We start from the raw sequence: 1863 nt of genomic DNA on the forward strand, positions 1-1863 counted from the left end.
TTCCTGCAGCTGCCTCTTTAACGAAGAACGCGGTTGGTAAGGACCGTCCGGCTCTGCGTCAATCGACTTTCTCAGGAACCCCGCAGTCGGCGGCGCGCCCTCAAAAGTGCGAGGTGCGGTGTCTATAGACCCCGTCCCTCTTCGCCAAGTCCGTTTAGCAGAGGATCTTCACTTGCGTGTGTCTTCGCTCTGTTAACGATCGACAAAGCGGGAAGTCCCGTTTGTCATCCTGACGCCCGCTTCAGAACTGCTCCGTATCCAGAAGGAAATCAGGGCAGCCCGTCGCTGGGAGGCGGTGTGTACGCCCCTCCCCTGATGCGGTCAACGCCGTGTGTGCAGTCGCCGGCGCCTTTTGGCGCCTGCCCCTACGCATTCCCAATGCTCTCACGGCGACCGCAAGCCCGCGCCGGCGGCGCCGCTCCAATATCTCTTCGAACCATTGATGCGCCAGTCCCTGGCTTGCCCGGGAAATGAATGCTGTTCAGCCTTGCCTCCATTGATCCGACTTCCCATTTGTAGTAACGTAACCACAAATTCTGGAGGCCGACATGTCGATCACCACAGTCAGCAGTCGCGAACTGAATCAGGATCTCGGCGCCGCCAAGCGGGCGTCCAAGACAGGCCCCGTGATCATCACCGATCGCGGCAAGCCGGCCCATGTTCTTTTGTCTATCGAAGACTATGAGCAACTGACCGCGCAGCACGTGAGTCTGGTCGACGCGCTCGCCTTGCCGGGCCTGTCAGACATCGCGCTGGAGCCTGAGCGCGTCACGCTCGATCTCAACGTGCCTGACCTGACATGATGATGCTCGACACCAATGTGGTGTCCGAACTCAGAAAAGTCGGTGATGGGCGCGCCGATCCCAACCTTGTCGCCTGGCTGACAGATAAGGATGCCGGACAGTTCTATCTCTCGGTCATCAGCCTGATGGAGCTTGAGATCGGAATTCTTCGGATAGCCCGCAAGGATGATGTGAAAGGCGCTCTGCTCAGACGCTGGATGGAAGAGCATGTCCGGCCGGCCTTCGCGGGACGTGTGTTAGCGATCAACGAAGCCGTCGCCTTGAGATGCGCAGACCTGCATGTGCCTGACCCGCGTTCAGAACGGGACGCGCTGATTGCGGCCACCGCCCTGGAACATGGCATGTCGATCGTGACTCGCAATGTAAAGGACTTCATCCCCACAGGAGTCCCGCTGATCAATCCGTGGGAGCCCCGCCCCGCGCAAGATGAATGATCGGATAGGCCCGCCCCTGATCGTCCCGGTCAGATCGCCCCGTCTCAACAAACCCCAGAGCTTTGTAAAAAGCTATGGCGCCGGGGTTTTGCGCGTTCACATCTGTTGTGAGATCGCCGTGCAGGGTGATCGCATGCTCGACGAGTGACCGGCCCACACCCCGGCCATGTAGATCCGGGTCAATGAAGAGCGCGTCCATATGACGGCCGGTCACCATCATGAAGCCGGCGATGAGATCCCCCTCCACTCGCGCCAACCAAAGCGGCGCTTGCGGCAGGAACTCAGATACCTCGTGATCGAGGGACTGGCGATCTTCGGGCGAGAGAAAGTCATGCGTAGCGTCGACGGCTGAGCGCCAGATCTCAATGACTCGGTCGCCATGCCCTGGCTGCGATGCAATGATTTCAATCATGACGGCTCTCCGAGGTCATGCCTGGTTCGCGAAACAACAAAACCCCCGGCCAGATGGCGCGGGGGTTTTGTATGTTTTGATGTAAACCGGAGAATGATTTTTTGCATCGTGTCTAGCGGACCGGGCGGCGACCTACTCTCCCATGCCTTAGGACATAGTACCATTGGCGCAGAAGGTCTTAACGGCCGTGTTCGGGATGGGAACGGGTGTGGAG

At 59.2% G+C, this 1863-nt stretch carries 3 protein-coding genes and 1 rRNA gene; 2 read left to right on the forward strand and 2 right to left on the reverse strand.

All coding sequences use genetic code 11. The features are described 5' to 3' along the window. Window positions 1-548 precede the first annotated feature (548 nt). Window positions 549-803: a type II toxin-antitoxin system Phd/YefM family antitoxin gene (locus K5905_RS14845; protein ID WP_297585285.1), complete on the forward strand. Its 255-nt coding sequence runs from the start codon at window positions 549-551 to the stop codon at window positions 801-803. Next, window positions 800-1237 carry a type II toxin-antitoxin system VapC family toxin gene (locus K5905_RS14850; RefSeq protein ID WP_022702250.1) on the forward strand — a complete coding sequence of 146 codons (438 nt, stop codon included), beginning with the start codon at window positions 800-802 and terminating at the stop codon, window positions 1235-1237. The genes K5905_RS14845 and K5905_RS14850 overlap by 4 nt, the downstream gene beginning before the upstream one ends. On the opposite strand, the gene K5905_RS14855 is transcribed toward K5905_RS14850, so the two are convergent. Together K5905_RS14855 and rrf are read right to left on the reverse strand one after the other, a co-directional pair. Beyond that, window positions 1200-1649: an acetyltransferase gene (locus tag K5905_RS14855; RefSeq protein WP_022702251.1), complete on the reverse strand. Its 450-nt coding sequence runs from the start codon at window positions 1647-1649 to the stop codon at window positions 1200-1202. The two genes, K5905_RS14850 and K5905_RS14855, sit on opposite strands and share 38 nt — an antisense overlap. Before the next feature lie 119 nt (window positions 1650-1768). Beyond that, a 5S ribosomal RNA gene (gene rrf, locus K5905_RS14860) occupies window positions 1769-1863 on the reverse strand; the annotation flags it as partial.

This window comes from Roseibium sp., from assembly GCF_025698965.1.
In the GTDB taxonomy this organism is placed as follows: domain Bacteria; phylum Pseudomonadota; class Alphaproteobacteria; order Rhizobiales; family Stappiaceae; genus Roseibium.